The organism is Rhizobium sp. NFR03 (assembly GCF_900111275.1).
Lineage (GTDB): Bacteria > Pseudomonadota > Alphaproteobacteria > Rhizobiales > Rhizobiaceae > Ferranicluibacter.
Genome location: NZ_FOGR01000002.1, coordinates 124,815 through 142,603 on the forward strand (window position 1 = coordinate 124,815; position 17,789 = coordinate 142,603).

Genomic DNA, 17,789 nt, shown 5'->3' on the forward strand with positions numbered 1-17,789 from the left:
CTCAAATGCAAGCAATCCCTTCAATTCTGTCTTCGTGTCTTTTCGCTAATGTCCCTTTCAGGACAGAATAGATACCCGAGGGATGACATGGCGCTGAAGATGCTTTTTGCGGAATTAATGGCGGTTGCCGTGCGGATCACGCCCGCTGCGCCGAGGCTCTTGCCGGTGAAACAGGTGGCCCGCAAGCAAGCGATGGTCGCATCGCCGGCAATGGACCTGCCCATGCTGCCGGCTCCGATCAATCCGGACTGGATCGTCGCCGGCGCGCCCGTCGCCCGGCTTGCCGAACATTCGCGCAGCCATGACGATGCCGCCGTGACCGCCATGTGGGACTGCACGGCCGGCGAGTTCAACTGGTACTTCGGCTGGGACGAGACGGTCGTCATCCTCGAAGGCGAGGTGCATGTAACGGCCGAGGACGGCACCGAGACGGTGCTGCGCGCCGGCGACATCGGCTTTTTCAACGGCGGCACATGGGCCAACTGGCGCATCGAGACCTATGTCCGCAAGATCGCCTTCTGCCGCAAGAAGTTCCCCGAGCCCGTCGTCATGGCCTATCGCCTGCGCGACATGCTGCGTGGCGAAGCCCCCAAGGCGGCGCTTGCCGCCTGAGGCAGGTGTTTCGAACACTGCGACTTTCGCAGAAATGCGCGGCGCTCTGCCGTTGCGTTTGGCCCGCCGGCGTCTTACGTCATGAGGCCCGCCGGAGATGAGGCGGGTCGATGATCGAGGGAAGACAATGGCAGCCACCAGGACGGCACTCCGGAACGTCGCGGTTCAGATGGACCACGTCTCCACCATCAATATCGCGGGCGATTCGACCTTTGCGATGAGCCTTGAGGCGCAGAACCGTGGCTACAGGCTGTTTCACTACACGCCGGACCGGCTGTCTCTGCGTGACGGGCAGGTTTACGCCACCGCTCAACAGATGACCCTGCGCGATGTGAAGGGCGATCATTTCACGCTCGGCGAGCCCGAGCGGCTGGATCTTTCCACCATGGATGTGGTGCTCCTGCGTCAGGATCCGCCCTTCGACATGGCCTACATCACCTCGACACATCTTCTGGAGCGCATTCACCCGAAGACGCTGGTGGTGAACGACCCGGCCTGGGTGCGCAATTCGCCGGAAAAGATCTTCGTCACCGAATTTCCGGACCTGATGCCGAAGACGCTGATCACCCGCGACCCGGCCGAGATCGCGAAATTCCGCGAGGAGATGGGCGACATCATCCTGAAGCCGCTTTACGGCAATGGCGGCGCCGGCGTGTTCCACTCCACGCGTGACGACCGCAACATGTCCTCGCTTCTCGAGATGTTCGGGCAGATGTTCCGCGAGCCCTTCATCGCGCAGGAATACCTGCCGGCGGTGCGCAAGGGCGACAAGCGCATCATTCTCGTCGATGGCGAACCCGTCGGCGCCATCAACCGCGTGCCGGCCGAACACGATGCCCGCTCCAATATGCATGCGGGCGGCAAGCCCGAACCGACCGAACTGACGTCGCGTGAAAAGGAGATCTGCGCCCGCATCGGCCCGGCTTTGCGCGAACGCGGCTTCCTGCTGGTCGGCATCGACGTCATCGGCGACGTCATGACGGAGATCAACGTAACCTCTCCCACCGGCATCCGCGAGGTGAAGAACTTCGGCGGCGCCGATATCGCCAGCCTGCTCTGGGACGCCATCGAGCGCAAGCGCGCCTGACACTCCGGCAGGTTGTGATGTTTGCAACCTGGAAGGAATGGTCGATTGCAATTGTTCCGCCAATGTTCTTGTTTTATTCCACGTCCTGTGTCATGTGAGGAAAGTCTCATAGAGCAAGGCTGGAGTGGCGGAACATGGTGGCACGGGTCAGCACGGTGGCGTTTCAGGGCATCGAAGGCGTTCCGGTCGATGTGCAGGTCATGGTCGCGCCCGGCAAGGTCGGTGTGCAGATCGTCGGCCTGCCGGACAAGGCGGTCGCCGAAAGCCGGGAGCGGGTGCATGCCGCCCTCCATGCCTCCGGCCTGTCGCTGCCGCCCAAGCGCGTGACCATCAATCTGGCGCCTGCCGACCTCCCGAAGGAAGGCAGCCATTTCGACCTTCCGATCGCGCTCGGGCTGATGGCGGCGCTCGGCGCCATTCCGCCGGATGCGCTGGCGGACTATGTGGTCATCGGCGAATTGAACCTCGACGGCACGATTGCAGCCGTTGCCGGCGCGCTGCCCGCGGCGATCGGCGCGAACGCCATCGGCAAGGGGCTCATCTGCCCGGCCGATAGCGGGCCGGAGGCGGCATGGGCCGGCGCTGAGATCGACATTCTCGCCCCCCGCAGCCTGATTGCGCTCGCCAACCATTTTCGCGGCACGCAGGTGCTGACCCGGCCGGAGCCGGCCATTCGGGCGACGGCTGCCAATCTGCCGGATCTCGCCGATATCAAGGGGCAGGAAAGCGCCAAGCGCGCGCTGGAGGTGGCTGCGGCCGGAAACCACAATCTGCTGATGGTCGGTCCGCCCGGTTCGGGCAAGTCGATGCTCGCCGCGCGCCTTCCCTCCATTCTGCCGCCGCTATCGCCGGGCGAGCTGCTGGAAGTCTCCATGATCCACTCCATCGCCGGGCAGTTGCCGGGCGGCAAGCTATCGGATCGTCGCCCTTTCCGCACGCCGCATCACTCCGCCACCATGGCGGCCCTCGTCGGCGGCGGTCTTCGCGCCCGGCCGGGTGAGGCGTCGCTTGCGCATAACGGCGTGCTGTTTCTCGACGAGTTCCCGGAATTCACGCCGCAGGCACTGGACGCGCTGCGCCAGCCGCTCGAAACCGGCGAATGCATCATCGCGCGCGCCAACCACCGCGTCAGCTATCCCGCCGCCATCCAGCTGGTCGCCGCCATGAACCCGTGCCGCTGCGGCATGGCGGGCGAGCCGGGCCACAGCTGCGCGCGCGGCCCGCGTTGCGCGAGCGATTATCAGGCGCGCATCTCCGGCCCGCTGATGGACCGGATCGACATCCGCATTCCTGTTCCCGCGGTGTCCGCCGCCGACCTGATCCGCCCGGCGACCGCCGAGACGAGCGCGGTGGTGGCGGCGCGCGTGGCCCATGCGCGGGCGCTCCAGATCGACCGCTTCATCGCCTTCGGCATGCCGACGGTCACCTCCAACGCGCGCTGCACCACGGCCATGATCGAGACGCTTGCCGAGCCCGATGCGGGCGGGCTCCAGCTTCTGCGCGAGGCTGCCGAACGCATGACGTTTTCGGCACGCGCCTATCACCGCGTCCTCAAGGTCGCGCGCACGCTGGCCGATCTCGACGGACGCCCGACAGTCGGACGCATCCATATCGCCGAAGCCATTTCCTACCGCATCGCCGGGGACCGGATGACGAATGCCGCGTGAGGGGTCTGCGCTCGGGGCCGATCTGTTTCGGCGCTGGCGTCGCGGCATTGGAAGGACAGGGGCCTTCAGGACAGGCGCGAAAACACGCGCCTGAAAACACGCGCCTGAAAACACGGGCCTGAAAATACGAGCTGGCAAAAATGTTCTGGCCCGGACCGTGCAAAGCCTGTCCCGGCTTGATAGGATACAGCCTCTCTCAAGGACAGCGCCGTTGCGCCACGTCCAAGGCTCCGGTCGCAGCCCCACCCGGTCAAAACAAGGGAATGACATCATGAAAACGCTCGTCGTCTGCTCCGGCGGACTGGACTCCGTGACGCTTGCCCATCACGTCGCGCGGGATCATCATCTCGCGGGTCTTCTGTCCTTCGACTATGGCCAGCGCCATCGCCGCGAACTGGCGTTTGCGGCCGAGGCGGCGCAAAGGCTTCGCGTTCCCCATTATCTCATCGACATCGGACCGATCGGCGCGCATCTCACAGGCTCCGCACTGACGGACGATATCGCGGTTCCCGACGGGCATTATGCCGAGGAGACGATGAAGGCGACGGTGGTGCCGAACCGCAATGCCATCATGCTCACGATCGCCTTCGGTCTTGCGGCAGCGCAGGGGCTGGATGCGGTCGCCGTCGCCGTTCACGGCGGCGATCATTTCATCTACCCCGATTGCCGACCGGACTTCATCCGTTCGTTTCAGACCATGCAGAACCACGCGCTGGACGGCTATGCCGCGGTGACGCTCTACGCGCCCTATGTGGAGCGCTCGAAAGCCGACATCGTCACCGACGGTGCCGGCAACGGCACGCCCTTTGCGCGGACATGGTCCTGCTACAAGGGCGGGGAGGCGCATTGCGGGCGGTGCGGCACCTGCGTGGAACGACGCGAAGCCTTTCATCTCGCCGGTATCCCAGATCCCACGCTCTATGAGGATGACGATTTCTGGCGGGAAGCCTGCGGGGTGGGGCGTTTCGTGGCGGAAGAGGTGCGTGGATAAGCCGGTCGCTCGAAACCGTTTCGCGCCTTTGCCGGATATCTCCTATTGGAGCGTCGGCGGATCTTCGTCGCCGAAGAACGAGCGGATGCCTTCGCGGGCAACGGTCGCCAGGAATTCGTCGAAGGCTTCCCGGTCCGTGGGGAAGGGATCCTCCCACTCTGTCACGTCTTCTTCCTGCGTCAGCACCAGCATGCGCCAATCGAGATTCGTACCCGCCGGTCGCGAGATATCGACCAGAACGGTCACGCCGTCTTCGGTGAACTCGCCGGAAAGCTCCGAATACTCCATTTCCGGTTCATTATCGTTCGACATGTGGCCTCGCCATTCTCAATCCATTCCAATCCAACCGCAATGTGGCGGACAGGATACCCTGCTGTGCATGTCCTTCAAGACATGCAGCGTCAAATTTCCGCTGACATCCCGCCGGTCCCCGATACTGAGGCAAGGGACGCATCCGCAACGGCTGCCAGCATCTGCAGATCGCGTGCGCGGATCTCCGGCGTGATGTCGCCCTGCCGGATCGCGAACCATGCTTTCAAGGCCTCGACCGGAGCGCCATGCGGTGGCGGGTAGGAGGAAAGGCCCTGCACCCAGCCTTTCAGGATATCGCGGTCCATGCGGCCTTTTTCGTACTGTTGCAGCATGCGTCGAACGGCGATCGCCAGATCTTCCGGCGCTTTCATGGTTGCGCGCCGGACGAAAGGTCGACGGGGAGGCCAATGGTGAGAAATATCGTCGCTGTCGCCATGGTCTACCGCCGTCCCGGCCGCGTCAGGCGGCTCTGATGCGAAACCCTATGGCAAAATCCGGCGCGCCGAAACCGGGCCGGGGTGAAAATCTGTCGCCGCGACGATTACCGATGTACGGCTGGTCCTCAACCATGCGCCCTTTAAACGTCAAAAAGCCCCGGCAAGCGGGGCTTTGAGGCTTTCAGGCTCATCGATGTCGGCTCAGCGCAGTCCGAAGAAAGACAGGACAGCGAGGACGACGACGACCAGTCCGACGATATAGATGATATTGTTCATGACGGGTTCCCTTGTTTGACATGTAACGAACGCGTGATTCCGCGTTTCGTTCCATTTTGCACGCTCCGGCAGCAGGTGGTGCGTTGCAGTGTCGCTCAGTGCGGCAGACCGGCACGGCTGGACCGCTTCGCGCTTTGCGATCGAATGCAGTATCGCGTTCGCCGGGTTACAGGCAGGGACAAATGATCTCGGGGGAGGGCGCCGGCTCGGTAGAAGGCATATGCCCGAATGCTTTACAGGCGCCGCATGTCCACGGAGTATTCGATCCGGGTCAGCAGTGCGAATGAGCGAAAGGTAACCGTCCATTGACGTATCATAAGGTTGATCATCGGGTGAATTTTCATCAATGAATGTATATTCGCGAAATCTTATATCGTATGATCGGCATGCGGTAAGATATGTCCGGATGAACGCGTGTAAAATGATGATATCGTCTTGATGAAAAAGCTCATGAAGGCTTGTTCTGCGATTTTGTACCATCGGAAATTATATGAAATCGGGGAGAAATACCGGAAGGTGCGGTTTGAGGATTTTCGAGGGAATCTGCGCTCTGCAGAATTCACCTAATGTCAGAATCGTACATATGTCCGGCAAGTGGTGGCGAAGTCGTTCAGACTGCCGCATAAGCTTTAAAGTACCGGCGTTTGAAGCAATGGTATGAGGTCCGGGCTCTTCCCCGGCGAGGAACGACCATGGCGCCGCTGGAACGGGAAAGCGTCCGCAACAATCTGCTTCGTATGATGACGCTGGACATCTTCTCCAAGCTGCAGCCGCTGATGGAGCGCGTCGATCTTCCCGCACGGCATGTCCTCGTGGAAGCCCATGTTCCCACCACGCATGTGACGTTCATCGAGGGCGGTCTGTGCTCTCTGGTTGCCACGAGCAGCGATGGCGAGGATATCGAAGTCGGCCATATCGGCTCGGAGGGGCTGGCCGGCGCCCATGTCCTTCTCAAGGTGGACAGCACGCCGAATCGCACCTTCATGCAGGCGGCCGGTTCCGGCATCCGCGTTCCCACCCAAGCCGTGCTCGACATTCTCCAGGACGACGAAACCAGCACGCTGCTGATGAACTACATTCACTGCTGCGAAATTCAGGTCGCCCATTCCGCGCTCGCCAATGCGCGCTACAACATGCATGAGCGCCTCGCGCGCTGGCTGCTGATGTGCCACGACCGCATCGATGGCGACGACCTGCCACTGACCCATGAATTTCTGTCCGTCATGCTGGGCGTGCGACGCTCTGGCGTGACCAACGAGCTGCACATCATCGAGGGGCTGAAAGCCATCAAGGCGACCCGGGGAAATATCCGGATTCTCGACCGCAAGCGTCTCGAGGAGATCGCGGGCGCTTCCTATGGGGAGCCGGAGAAGGAATATGACAGGCTGATCGGCCGCGCGGCGCCGCCACGGCGGTGAGGCGATCGTGCCGGACGGTGTCGGCCTGACGGCGCCGCGTGGCGCGAGGCCAAGCGTGATAGCATCATGGTTCGGGCGTGATCGCGTCTGAAAACGGCACGACGAGAACGAGGCCGTTTCCATCGTGGATCTCGATCCGGCGCGACGAGATATCGAGACCGTTGAGGATCGCGGCGCTCATGAGACTGCGTGCATCCTGAATGGCTTCGGCAAGCGCCGCCTCCAGAGAGGCCACTTCGGTTCCCTCCAGGTCCGGTATCGTCATCGACGACGTCACGATGTGAAAGTAAAATCTCGGCATCGGCATCCGCTTCAGGCAGTCTGGTTGCTGAGGACGGCGCGTTCGCGAGACGTCGGTTGGAACCTCTCAATTACCGAAACCGAGGCTCTTTAGGAAGATGGCGACTTACGAGGACACCGTAACGTGGTTACCGCTCGTATCGTAAGTGGGCATCGGAGTGGGCATTGTGATGCGGGATGGAGCTGAAAAACGCAGCTGTGCGCTTTCGTACAGTTGTTGCAAAAGCGGAACTTCCCCCTGCAAGTGTCATTCCTGACGTAACTTCTTCGGAAGGAGCCGCACATGACGAGCATACGCCCATCACCGCAGCACCCGGATGCTGCCGTTCCCGAACCGGATGTTGCGGCCATCTGGGTCGAGCGGATGGCGCGTCGCTTCTATCGCTCTCCGGACGATGTGCGGGATCTGGTTTCGCTGACGATCGGCCGGATCGATCCCGAGATGGCTGCGCATGAATGCGACGCCGACTACCGGATTTGCGCGCTTGGAATCATGCGCCGCATCGTTCTCGATCGATATTTCCTCGATCACGACCACCGATAGCGACGCGACATCTTTCCGATATTTTCGCTGGCATCACGCGGCGTCAGTGACGAACGGTTCCTTTGCCTTGACAGGAGAGTTTGCGGATCATCTCCTCGATCTCGCCGGCATCCCCGGACAGGCGATAGACCGCATGGCCTTCATCGAAAACGGCATCCGGCATGAGGAACAGGAAGGGCACGTCGAGCGATTCCAGAAGATCGGCAAGGCGCTGCGTCAGGCCGGCGTCCGCATCGAGAAAGATCAGCACGCCGTCGAGCCGCAGGCATTCGTCCATGCCGGTTTCCGAGACATCCACCGGCCCGAGAAGATCGGCCCCGGCGGAGCGCCAGGCGTGCCGGATCCGTGTGATGTCTGTTTCCAGGGGGTCGCCGACAAGCATGACCTGGAACCGTCTGGCCGATCGTATCGTCACAGAGAAGACCAGCCGCCTGCCGACTGCCCCTGTTGGATTGGAATTGCCCAACCAACTCGCTCCGGTTTTGTTCACGCCGAAGATCGAGATCCGGGCTCACCGGTCTCATTAGCATGTCGTTAACGCCCCCTTAAATCGCCGCATTTACAGTTCACCGCACCCTGCGACGGCCCGGGTGGCCTAGGTGCCGCCTCGGCGCGGCCTGGGCACGGCTTGCCGGTCGTCACGTCCTTCAGCACGCACACGGAGCGGTCACATCCCGGTATGGCAGGCACATCTCGTTCACGTCCCCGCATCGATCCGTCCTTTTCGAGCGGCGACGACGATGGATTCCGCGTCGATGCGAGTGACCGCGTGAGCGGACGGGCTACGGCGTCCAAAGCCTCCGGCTCCAAATCTTCCGGGGCGAAATCTGCAAAATCCAAGAGCGGCGGCAAGACCGCGCGCCGGTCCCTGAAGGGGCGAGGCGGCCGGCGGAGCAGCAGCGGCGGCGGTGGTCTGTTCGGCTTCGTCAGGGCCTTCGTGTACTGGTGCATCGTCGCCGGCATCTGGGGCGCCATGGGCATCGGCGGGCTCGTGCTTTACTACGGCTCGCGCATGCCGAACGCGACCAGCTGGACCATTCCGGAACGTCCGCCCAACGTGAAGATCCTGGCGGTCAACGGCGACACGCTGGCCAATCGCGGCGCGACCGGCGGCGAGGCCATCGCGCTCGAGGACATGTCGCCGTTCATTCCACAAGCCGTCATGGCCATCGAGGACCGGCGCTTCTATTCGCATTTCGGCGTCGATCCGCTGGGTCTTGCCCGCGCTGTGATCACCAATGTGACGACCGGGCGCATGGTGCAGGGCGGCTCCACGCTGACGCAGCAGCTGGCGAAGAACCTGTTTCTCTCGCCGGAGCGCACGCTGGAGCGCAAGGTGCAGGAAGTGCTGCTCGCCTTCTGGCTGGAGCAGAAATATTCCAAGGACCAGATCCTTGCGATGTATCTCAACCGCGTCTTCTTCGGGTCCAATGCCTATGGCGTCGAAGCCGCTTCGCAGCGCTATTTCAACAAGTCCGCCCGGGACGTCAATCTCGGCGAGGCCGCGCTGCTCGCCGGTCTTCTGAAAGCGCCGTCGCGCCTGTCGCCGGCCCGCGATCCGAAGGCGGCCGAGGAGCGGGCGCAGGTGGTGCTGGGCGCCATGCGCGAGGAAGGGCTGATCACCGACGACGAGGTGAAGACGGCGATGTCGCAGCCGCCGACCAAGGCAAAGAGCTTCTGGTCCGGCGCGCAATATTATGCAGCCGATCTGGTCATGGACCAGCTCCCGAGCCTCGTGGGCGCCGTCAAGCAGGACCTCGTGGTGGAAACCACCCTCGATCTCGATCTCGAAGCCAAGGCCGAAAAGACCCTTTCCGACATGCTGAAGGAGAGCGGCGCGAAGTCGCGCGCCTCGCAGGCGGCGCTGGTTTCCGTGGATGCGACGGGCGCCATCCGGGCGCTTGTCGGCGGGCGGGACTATGCCGAAAGCCAGTTCGACCGCGCGGTCAAGGCCAAGCGCCAGCCGGGCTCCGCCTTCAAGCCCTTCGTCTATGCCGCAGCCATGGAGATCGGCCGCACGCCCATGTCCATCCGGAACGATGCGCCGGTGCGCATCGGCAAATGGACGCCCGAAAACTACGACCAGAAATATCGCGGCGAGGTGTCGCTGGCCGACGCGCTCGCCAACTCGCTGAACACCATCGCCGCCCAGCTCGTCATGGAGGTCGGTCCGCCGCAGGTGGCAAAGCTCGCCCATCGCCTCGGCATCGAATCGGAGCTGCAGGCGAACGCCTCCATCGCTCTCGGGACATCGGAAGTCAGCCTTCTGGAGCTGACATCGGCCTATGCCCCCTTCATGAACGGCGGCTTCAAGGCGACGCCGCACATCGTCAAGCGCGTGACGACGGCCGATGGCAAGGTTCTCTACGAGAACACCTACGACAACCCGCCGCGCGTGCTCGATCCCGAGATCGTCTCGGAGATGAACCAGATGATGGTGGGGGTGGTGGAGCGCGGCACGGGCAAGAATGCCAGGCTCAAGGGCTGGCAGGCCGCCGGCAAATCCGGCACCACACAGTCCTTCCGCGACGCGCTGTTCGTCGGCTTTACCAGCAACCTGACGACGGGCGTCTGGTTCGGCAATGACGACGGAACCTCGATGAAGAAGGTGACGGGCGGGGGACTGCCGGCGAAGGCCTGGCATACCTATATGACGGAAGCGCATGAAGGGCTGACGCCCTCGCCGATCTTCGGCACGAAGGGCATACAGCCGTCCTTCGACGATCCCGGCATCCAGCGCACGATCGGCGACGTTATCTCGGGCGCTTTCGGCGAAAAGCCTGCGGATGTCTACCCGGACGCTCCGGTGGCGGACGCGGAAATGCCGCCATCCGACGTGCCCCTGTCGCAAGGCGGCTCTGCGGATGCCGCGGAAGGTGGCCTGGTGCCGCCGGCCGATGTCGGGCAGACGACGAGCGGCACGCCGCGCACGCGCCGCACCACGCTGTTCGATATCCTGACCGGGGGTTGACGGCAGCGCTTAAGCATGCGGGTGCGGAAAGGGATCTAAACTCTTTCGCCTCCGCATTTCTTTTCACGGTCTTCAGGGCTTGCGACGCCTTGCACAGCAAAAAACCCGTCCTTATATACGCCGCACGTCCAAGGCTTCCGGGCCGCGGCACAAAACGACAAGAGCATCCCTAGGGGCTGTCGCACGAATGCCTGACCGGGTTCCGACAGTCCGCTGCAAGGAGAGAACGACATGGCAAAAGTAATCGGTATCGATCTGGGAACGACCAACTCCTGCGTCGCCGTCATGGACGGCAAGGACGCGAAGGTCATCGAAAATGCGGAAGGCGCGCGCACGACGCCATCCATGGTCGCCTTCTCGGATGATGGCGAACGCCTCGTTGGCCAGCCGGCCAAGCGCCAGGCCGTCACCAACCCCGAGAACACCCTCTTCGCCGTGAAGCGCCTCATCGGCCGCCGCTACGAAGACCCGACCGTGACGAAGGACAAGGCCCTCGTGCCGTTCAAGATCGTCAAGGGCGACAATGGCGACGCATGGGTCGAAGCCGGTGGCAAGAACCAGTCTCCGTCGCAGGTCTCCGCGATGATCCTTCAAAAAATGAAGGAAACCGCCGAATCCTACCTCGGCGAAAAGGTCACCCAGGCCGTCATCACCGTTCCCGCCTACTTCAACGACGCCCAGCGTCAGGCCACCAAGGATGCAGGCCGCATCGCCGGTCTCGACGTGCTGCGCATCATCAACGAGCCGACGGCAGCAGCGCTCGCCTATGGCCTCGACAAGACCGAAGGCAAGACGATCGCCGTCTACGACCTTGGCGGCGGCACGTTCGACGTCTCGGTTCTGGAAATCGGCGATGGCGTCTTCGAAGTGAAGTCGACCAATGGCGACACCTTCCTCGGCGGTGAAGACTTCGACATGCGTCTCGTCGAATATCTCGCAGGCGAATTCAAGAAGGACCAGGGCATCGACCTGAAGAACGACAAGCTCGCTCTGCAGCGCCTCAAGGAAGCGGCTGAAAAGGCCAAGATCGAACTGTCCTCCTCGCAGCAGACGGAAATCAACCTGCCGTTCATCACGGCGGATGCCTCCGGCCCGAAGCACCTGACGCTGAAGCTGACCCGTGCTAAGTTCGAGGCGCTCGTGGACGATCTCGTCCAGCGCACGATCGCGCCCTGCAAGGCAGCGCTCAAGGATGCCGGCGTTTCGGCTTCCGAGATCGACGAAGTCGTGCTCGTCGGCGGCATGAGCCGCATGCCGAAGGTGCAGGAAGTCGTCAAGCAGCTGTTCGGCAAGGAGCCGCACAAGGGCGTCAACCCGGATGAAGTCGTCGCACTCGGCGCCGCCATTCAGGCCGGCGTTCTCCAGGGCGATGTCAAGGACGTTCTGCTCCTCGACGTGACCCCGCTGTCGCTCGGCATCGAAACCCTCGGTGGCGTCTTCACCCGTCTGATCGAACGTAACACGACGATCCCGACGAAGAAGAGCCAGACCTTCTCTACCGCGGAAGACAGCCAGTCGGCCGTCACCATCCGGGTCAGCCAGGGCGAGCGCGAAATGGCGCAGGACAACAAGCTGCTCGGCCAGTTCGACCTCGTTGGCATTCCCCCGGCACCCCGCGGCGTACCGCAGATCGAAGTCACCTTCGACATCGACGCCAACGGTATCGTCAACGTTTCGGCCAAGGACAAGGGCACCGGCAAGGAGCACCAGATCCGCATCCAGGCATCGGGCGGTCTGTCGGACGCCGACATCGAGAAGATGGTCAAGGACGCAGAGGCCAATGCCGAGAACGACAAGAAGCGTCGTGACGGCGTCGAGGCGAAGAACCAGGCCGAAAGCCTGATCCACTCGTCCGAGAAGTCGCTGAAGGAATATGGCGACAAGGTCACCGAAGCCGACCGCACCGCCATCTCCGACGCGATTGCCGCGCTGAAGACATCGGTCGAGGCTTCCGAGCCGGACGCCGAAGACATCAAGGCGAAGACGCAGACGCTTCTGGAAGCATCCATGAAGCTCGGCCAGGCGATGTATGAATCGCAGCAGACCGATGCGGCCAATGCCGATGCTGCGGCAGATGCTGCCCGCGACAATGTCGTCGATGCCGACTACGAAGATGTCAGCGACGAAGACGATCGCAAGAAGTCTGCATAAGGCGTGAAGGCCTGACGCTATCAAAAAGGCCCGGAGCAACCGTTCCGGGCCTTTTTTGGTAAAGCGCCGGGAAAAAGCGACACGCTTGGCAGTTTGCCTTCTTTTCGTCGAAAAAGCCGGAACCCGTGCGGATTCGCTATGGTATCGGCGTGCGGGATTTCCTAAATCCTTATCAACGAAATTCGGCTCAATGAAATCTGGCGACGACCGACGGCCGGTCCTGTCGCCGCGGTTCAACGGGATACGCGCGACCACATGAAACGTGATCTTTACGAAACACTCGGTGTTGCAAAGACAGCCGACGAGAAGGAGCTGAAAAGCGCTTTCCGCAAGCTGGCGATGAAATACCACCCGGACAAGAATCCGGGCGATGCGGAATCGGAAAAGACCTTCAAGGAAATCAACCAGGCCTACGAGACGCTGAAGGACCCGCAGAAGCGGGCAGCCTACGACCGTTATGGCCACGCTGCCTTCGAACAGGGCGGCATGGGCGGCGGTGGCGCCGGCATGGGCGGTGGTGCGGCTGGCTTCTCCGATATCTTCGAGGACATCTTCGGCGAGATGATGGGCGGCGGACGTCAGCGCCAGCGCTCGTCCGGCGGTCGCGAACGCGGCGCCGATCTCCGCTACAACATGGAGATCACGCTGGAGGAGGCCTATGCCGGCAAGACCGCGCAGATCCGCGTTCCCACGTCGATCACCTGCGAGGTCTGTTCCGGATCGGGCGCCAAGCCCGGAACCAAGCCCACGACCTGCGGCACCTGCCAGGGCTCCGGCCGCGTGCGCGCAGCGCAAGGGTTCTTCTCGATCGAACGGACCTGCCCGACCTGCCAGGGTCGCGGCACGATCATTCCGGATCCCTGCACCAAGTGCCACGGACAGGGCCGTGTGACGGAAGAGCGCTCGCTGTCGGTGAACATTCCCGCCGGCATCGAGGACGGCACCCGCATCCGGCTGTCGGGCGAGGGCGAGGCCGGTCTTCGCGGCGGTCCTTCGGGCGATCTCTACATCTTCCTCTCGGTCAAGCCGCACGAGTTCTACCAGCGTGACGGCGCCGACCTTTACTGCAGCGTTCCGATCTCGATGACGACGGCGACGCTTGGCGGCAAGTTCGACGTGCAGACGCTTGACGGCACCAAGTCGCGTGTCACGGTTCCCGAGGGCACGCAGGCCGGCAAGCAGTTCCGCCTGAAGGGCAAGGGCATGCCGGTGCTGCGCTCGACGCAGGTGGGCGATCTCTACATCCAGATTGGGATCGAGACGCCGCAGAAGCTGACAAAGCGCCAGCGCGAGCTGCTGGAGGAATTCGCCGAGATTTCCTCGAAGGACAACAACCCGGAATCCGCTGGCTTCTTCGCCCGGATGAAGGAATTCTTCGAGGGCTGACCTTCGGGTGAGGGTTCCGAACGTGAAACGTCATCCTCGGGCTTGTCCCCGGGATCTGCTGACGTGAACAACATCAAATCGTTGCAGATGCTCGGGACAAGCCCGAGGATGACGAAGAGAGCGTTGCGCCTTTTTCATCAGACGGAAGGCCGGACGCCGAGAGGCGCCCGGCTTTTTTTCGTGCAAGCGGATATCATTGCCATGGCTGCGAACCGCTCCATCTCTTGAGCCTGAACACGACGGTCGTTCCGTCAGATGAGAGGACATGCGCCATGACCTATGAGCTTTACTACTGGGACGGTCTTCCCGGTCGCGGCGAATTCGTGCGGCTGGCGCTGGAGCAGGCCGGCGCCGACTATATCGACGTCGCCCGCGGCCAAGATGGTACCGACCGGATGCTGGAGATCATGGAGGATGATCGGGCGGACGCGCCGTTTGCGCCGCCGTTTCTCAAGGATGGCGATCGGATCGTCTCGCAGACGGCCAACATTCTTTTCTATCTCGGGCCGCGCCTCGGCCTTGCGCCGGCGGACGAATACGAGCGCCATCGCCTGAATGGCTTGCAGATGACGATGGCCGACATGGTGGCAGAGGCGCACGACACCCATCATCCCGTGGCGACAGGGCTCTACTACGAGGACCAGAAGCCTGAAGCGAAGCGCCGTGCCGCCGATTTTCGCACGGCGCGCATCCCGAAATTCCTCGATTACTTCGAGCGGATACTGACCGCCAATCCCGCGGGGCCGAAGCATATCGTCGGCGAAGCGCTGACCTATGGCGACCTCTCGCTCCATCATCTGCTCGAAGGCTTGCGATACGCCTTTCCGAAAGCCATGTTGGCCTATGGCGACCGCTGGCCGCATCTCGATGCGCTGCGCGGCCATGTCTCCGACCTGCCCAACATTGCCGCCTATCGCGCCTCCGACCGCCGCATCCCCTTCAACGAGTCCTGCATCTTCCGCCATTATCCCGAGCTCGACGGCGTCGAGACGGGCGACGAGCGTTGATGGAACGCACGGCGCTTGTCAGGCCTCGCGGGAAAGCTTAGAGCCGGACGGCATGCCGCAAAAAGTCTCTCTGTCCCGTCTGAAACTCAGCGATTTCCGTAATTATGCGGCGCTTTCGCTCGATCTCGACGCGCGCCATGTCGTGCTCACGGGCGAGAACGGCGCGGGCAAGACCAATCTCATGGAGGCGGTCTCCTTCCTCTCGCCGGGGCGGGGCCTGCGTCGTGCGGCCTATGCCGATGTGCCGCGTGTGGGCGCCGATGCCGGCTTCTCCATCTTCGCCGCCATCGACGGCATGCAGGGCGATGTGGAGATCGGCACGGGAACGTTCGGAACCGAGGAGGGGCAGGCCCGTCGCCTGCGTCTCAACGGCACCAATGCCAAGGCGATCGACGAACTGCTCGACCATCTGCGCGTGCTCTGGCTGACGCCGGCCATGGACGGCCTGTTCACGGGGGCCTCCGGCGACCGGCGGCGCTTCCTCGACCGGCTCGTCCTCTCGCTCGATGCCGAGCACGGACGACGGGCGACCGATTTCGAGCGCGCCATGCGCAGCCGCAACAAACTGCTGTCCGAACCGGGCGCCGATCCGGTCTGGCTGACCGGGCTGGAGCGTCAGTTGGCCGAACTCGGCATCGCCATGGCGCTCGCCCGCAATGAAATGCTCGGGCTTCTGGCAGCGCTGATCGATCGCAGCCCTGACGACGGCACGTTTCCAAAGGCGGATCTCGCCCTGTCGGGCTTTCTCGATGGCGAATGGCATCGCCCGGCCTTCGATCTGGAGGAGGATTATCTGGAGCGCCTGCGCACCGGCCGCTGGCGCGACGGGGCGGCGGGGCGCACGCTCGAAGGTCCGCACCGCAGCGATCTCCTGATCCGCCATCGGGCCAAGAACATCGAGGCCGAACGCTGCTCGACGGGGGAGCAGAAGGCGCTGCTCGTCGGCCTCGTGCTAGCGCATGCAAGGCTCGTGGCCGATCTCACGGGTCACGCGCCCGTGCTGCTTCTCGACGAGATCGCCGCGCATCTCGATGCCGGCCGTCGCGCGGCGCTGTTCGACATCGTCGACGATCTCGGCGGGCAGGCCTTCATGACCGGCACCGATCGCGCCATGTTCTCGGCGCTCGGGCAGCGCGCGCAGTTCCTGACGGTTGCCAACGGGCAGGTTTTCGAGTGAGTGTCGCGACATGGCCGAGAAAATGACATCCCCACTGACGCCAACCGAGATCGATCGCTATTCCCGCCATATCCTGCTGCCGGAAATCGGGGGGCAGGGGCAGCAGGCGCTGAAATCGGCCCGTGTGCTCGTGGTCGGTGCGGGTGGGCTCGGAGCGCCCGTTATCCTCTATCTCGCGGCAGCCGGCATCGGAACGCTCGGGATCGTCGATGACGATGCGGTGTCGCTCTCCAACCTCCAGCGCCAGGTCATCCATCAGACGTCCACCGTGGGCACGAGCAAGGTGGACAGCGCGCAAGACGCGGTGGCGCGGCTGAACCCGCACGTGACCGTTTGCCCGTTGCCGTTCCGCCTCACGCCCGACATCGTTTCCGAAACGCTCGCCGGCTACGACATCGTGGTCGATGGTTCCGACAATTTCGACACGCGCTATCTGGTCGCAAACGCGGCCGAGACGTTGCGCATCCCCCTGGTCACAGGCGCGGTCGGCCGTTTCGACGGCTCCCTGACGGTCCTTATGCCATGGACTCTCGACGCGGCCGGTCGTCAGTCGCCGCGCTACCGCGATCTCTTCCCCGAGCCCCCACCACCCGGCACGGTGCCGTCCTGCGCGCAAGCCGGCATCATCGGCGCGCTGACAGGCGTCATCGGCACATTGCAGGCTATGGAAGTGGTCAAGCTGGTGACAGGTGCCGGAGACCCCCTTGTCGGACGCCTGCTGCTCTATGACGCGCTGGCCGCCCGTTTCGATACCATCCGCTACAAACGCCGCCATGCGGATCGCTGAGTGCGGGCCGGATAGATCCGCTGAGCCAGAGGCTTGCTAGCTGGTCGTAGCAGGACCCGAAGGCGTCATCGCTCGTCGGCGATGTCCTCGTCGCTTTCTTCCTCGGTGCTCGGTGTTAGCTGAAGCATTCTGCCATGGCGAACTGCGATGATATTCACAACGCCTTCTTCGCGGATATAGTCAAAAAGATACGTGTCGACGACAAGGGTCAGCCCGCCCTTGATCCGCAGGCCGTGCATCACGTTTCCCGCTTCGTCGAACATCCTCAAAATATCTCTTGCACGCCGAACGGTCTCCGAGAAATTCCGAGCGGCATGTGTGTTGCGGCGACGAAGATAGGCAGCTTCATTCCTGACGAAGGTGGCTGCTTCTTTCGAAACCGTCACACGTGTCATGCAGCCTGGCCGGCGATGACTTTGTCAACATCGGCGATAAGGTCGTCGATATCCTCGGAGTCACCTGCTGCAATCTGGTCCCGCCCGCGAATGGCAGACAAAACATCCGCTCCCTCATTGAGGAGATACGTTTTCAGCGCGCGAACGATGATGTAGCTCCGCGAACGGTCCGTTGCTTCGGCGATGGCCTCGACGCTTGCAAGAACATCCGAAGGAACGCGAAGCGTGACGGATTCCGACCCTTGCGACTTGGACATAGGTGTCTCCCATT

The 17,789-nt window shown here is 62.8% G+C and carries 18 protein-coding genes; 12 read left to right on the forward strand and 6 right to left on the reverse strand.

Annotated elements, in window-relative coordinates; translation table 11 throughout:
- The first annotated feature begins 87 nt into the window (after nt 1-87).
- The 4 genes from BSG19_RS05770 (at nt 88) to queC (ending at nt 4,357) form a co-directional block, all read left to right on the forward strand.
- Nucleotides 88-612, forward strand: a complete 525-nt coding sequence (locus tag BSG19_RS05770) for a cupin domain-containing protein (protein WP_092931349.1) — start codon at nt 88-90, stop codon at nt 610-612.
- Nucleotides 613-739: 127 nt separating this feature from the next.
- Complete coding sequence (gshB, locus tag BSG19_RS05775; protein WP_092985857.1) at nt 740-1,699, forward strand: glutathione synthase; 960 nt, start codon at nt 740-742, stop codon at nt 1,697-1,699.
- A 134-nt stretch (nt 1,700-1,833) separates the two neighbouring features.
- Nucleotides 1,834-3,366 (forward strand): YifB family Mg chelatase-like AAA ATPase, encoded by a 1,533-nt coding sequence (locus tag BSG19_RS05780; RefSeq protein ID WP_092985859.1) that lies wholly within the window; start codon nt 1,834-1,836, stop codon nt 3,364-3,366.
- A 271-nt stretch (nt 3,367-3,637) separates the two neighbouring features.
- Complete coding sequence (gene queC / locus BSG19_RS05785; protein ID WP_092985860.1) at nt 3,638-4,357, forward strand: 7-cyano-7-deazaguanine synthase QueC; 720 nt, start codon at nt 3,638-3,640, stop codon at nt 4,355-4,357.
- Between the two features lie 42 nt (nt 4,358-4,399).
- Here the strand turns inward: queC and BSG19_RS05790 are convergent, their stop codons facing one another.
- Both BSG19_RS05790 and BSG19_RS05795 read right to left on the reverse strand, forming a co-directional pair.
- The gene (locus tag BSG19_RS05790; RefSeq protein ID WP_062595458.1) at nt 4,400-4,669 is read right to left on the reverse strand and encodes a hypothetical protein; all 270 of its coding nucleotides are present in this window, start codon (nt 4,667-4,669) and stop codon (nt 4,400-4,402) included.
- Nucleotides 4,670-4,758: 89 nt separating this feature from the next.
- Nucleotides 4,759-5,040 (reverse strand): hypothetical protein, encoded by a 282-nt coding sequence (locus BSG19_RS05795; RefSeq protein WP_092985862.1) that lies wholly within the window; start codon nt 5,038-5,040, stop codon nt 4,759-4,761.
- A gap of 1,034 nt (nt 5,041-6,074) precedes the next feature.
- Between BSG19_RS05795 and BSG19_RS05800 the strand changes: the two genes are divergently transcribed.
- Nucleotides 6,075-6,800 carry a Crp/Fnr family transcriptional regulator gene (locus tag BSG19_RS05800; RefSeq protein ID WP_092985864.1) on the forward strand — a complete coding sequence of 242 codons (726 nt, stop codon included), beginning with the start codon at nt 6,075-6,077 and terminating at the stop codon, nt 6,798-6,800.
- Between the two features lie 64 nt (nt 6,801-6,864).
- Here the strand turns inward: BSG19_RS05800 and BSG19_RS05805 are convergent, their stop codons facing one another.
- Nucleotides 6,865-7,065 carry a DUF6894 family protein gene (locus BSG19_RS05805; protein ID WP_244529114.1) on the reverse strand — a complete coding sequence of 67 codons (201 nt, stop codon included), beginning with the start codon at nt 7,063-7,065 and terminating at the stop codon, nt 6,865-6,867.
- Between the two features lie 318 nt (nt 7,066-7,383).
- On the opposite strand from BSG19_RS05805, the gene BSG19_RS05810 reads away from it, so the two are divergent.
- Entirely contained in the window at nt 7,384-7,644 is a 261-nt protein-coding gene (locus BSG19_RS05810; RefSeq protein WP_092985866.1) for a hypothetical protein, read from the forward strand.
- Between the two features lie 43 nt (nt 7,645-7,687).
- Here the strand turns inward: BSG19_RS05810 and BSG19_RS05815 are convergent, their stop codons facing one another.
- A complete protein-coding gene (locus BSG19_RS05815) occupies nt 7,688-8,026 on the reverse strand; it encodes a hypothetical protein (protein ID WP_092985868.1) in 339 nt (112 codons plus the stop codon).
- A 297-nt stretch (nt 8,027-8,323) separates the two neighbouring features.
- Here BSG19_RS05815 and BSG19_RS05820 point away from each other — a divergent pair, with 297 nt between their 5' ends.
- The 6 genes from BSG19_RS05820 (at nt 8,324) to moeB (ending at nt 17,123) form a co-directional block, all read left to right on the forward strand.
- The gene (locus tag BSG19_RS05820; protein ID WP_092985870.1) at nt 8,324-10,615 is read left to right on the forward strand and encodes a transglycosylase domain-containing protein; all 2,292 of its coding nucleotides are present in this window, start codon (nt 8,324-8,326) and stop codon (nt 10,613-10,615) included.
- A gap of 231 nt (nt 10,616-10,846) precedes the next feature.
- On the forward strand, nt 10,847-12,766 hold the full coding sequence (gene dnaK, locus BSG19_RS05825) for a molecular chaperone DnaK (protein WP_092985872.1): 1,920 nt from the start codon (nt 10,847-10,849) through the stop codon (nt 12,764-12,766).
- Nucleotides 12,767-13,021: 255 nt separating this feature from the next.
- The gene (gene dnaJ / locus BSG19_RS05830) at nt 13,022-14,152 is read left to right on the forward strand and encodes a molecular chaperone DnaJ (protein ID WP_092985874.1); all 1,131 of its coding nucleotides are present in this window, start codon (nt 13,022-13,024) and stop codon (nt 14,150-14,152) included.
- Between the two features lie 272 nt (nt 14,153-14,424).
- Nucleotides 14,425-15,159, forward strand: a complete 735-nt coding sequence (locus BSG19_RS05835) for a glutathione S-transferase (protein ID WP_092985876.1) — start codon at nt 14,425-14,427, stop codon at nt 15,157-15,159.
- A gap of 52 nt (nt 15,160-15,211) precedes the next feature.
- Nucleotides 15,212-16,336 carry a DNA replication/repair protein RecF gene (gene recF, locus BSG19_RS05840; RefSeq protein WP_092985878.1) on the forward strand — a complete coding sequence of 375 codons (1,125 nt, stop codon included), beginning with the start codon at nt 15,212-15,214 and terminating at the stop codon, nt 16,334-16,336.
- 10 nt (nt 16,337-16,346) lie between these two features.
- Nucleotides 16,347-17,123: a molybdopterin-synthase adenylyltransferase MoeB gene (gene moeB / locus BSG19_RS05845; protein ID WP_092985880.1), complete on the forward strand. Its 777-nt coding sequence runs from the start codon at nt 16,347-16,349 to the stop codon at nt 17,121-17,123.
- Between the two features lie 65 nt (nt 17,124-17,188).
- Here moeB and BSG19_RS05850 read toward each other — a convergent pair whose 3' ends face one another.
- Nucleotides 17,189-17,518, reverse strand: a complete 330-nt coding sequence (locus tag BSG19_RS05850) for a type II toxin-antitoxin system RelE/ParE family toxin (protein ID WP_092985882.1) — start codon at nt 17,516-17,518, stop codon at nt 17,189-17,191.
- Nucleotides 17,515-17,775 (reverse strand): CopG family ribbon-helix-helix protein, encoded by a 261-nt coding sequence (locus BSG19_RS05855; RefSeq protein ID WP_092985884.1) that lies wholly within the window; start codon nt 17,773-17,775, stop codon nt 17,515-17,517. Before BSG19_RS05855 ends, BSG19_RS05850 begins: the two co-directional genes overlap by 4 nt.
- Nucleotides 17,776-17,789 lie beyond the last annotated feature (14 nt).